At 57.7% G+C, this 385-nt stretch carries 1 pseudogene; it reads right to left on the reverse strand.

Annotated elements, in window-relative coordinates:
• Positions 1-385 (reverse strand): annotated as a pseudogene (locus KP705_RS18995) (Tn3 family transposase); the annotation flags it as partial.

Below are 385 nucleotides of genomic sequence, written 5' to 3' on the forward strand. Positions count from 1 at the left end.
TCAGAGAGATATGCTCCCAGCCGAGGGGTGCAATATGCCGCGCCAGGTCATCGGAAATGCCGAGCGTTGCGATGGCAGACTGAAGATAGCGCGTATTCCATAGGATAACCGCTGCCACCAGCAGTTTAAACCTGACGCTCGATAAGCCTGATTTTCAAAACGCCGATCCCGCAGTTCACCAAGCTGGTTGAAGAAGAGCGCCCGAGCCAGCGCATTCCGGGCTTCTCCCTTGTTGAGCCCTGCCTGGGTTCGCCTGCGCAAATCCAGATCCTGTATCCAGTCGAGCATGAAAACCGACCGCTCGATCCGGCCAACTTCACGCAAGGCCACAGCCAGACCATTCTGACGGGGATAAGATCCGAGCTTCCGCAGCATGGCCGAGGCC

It is taken from the genome of Gluconobacter sp. P1D12_c (assembly GCF_018812105.1).
GTDB lineage: Bacteria > Pseudomonadota > Alphaproteobacteria > Acetobacterales > Acetobacteraceae > Gluconobacter > Gluconobacter oxydans_A.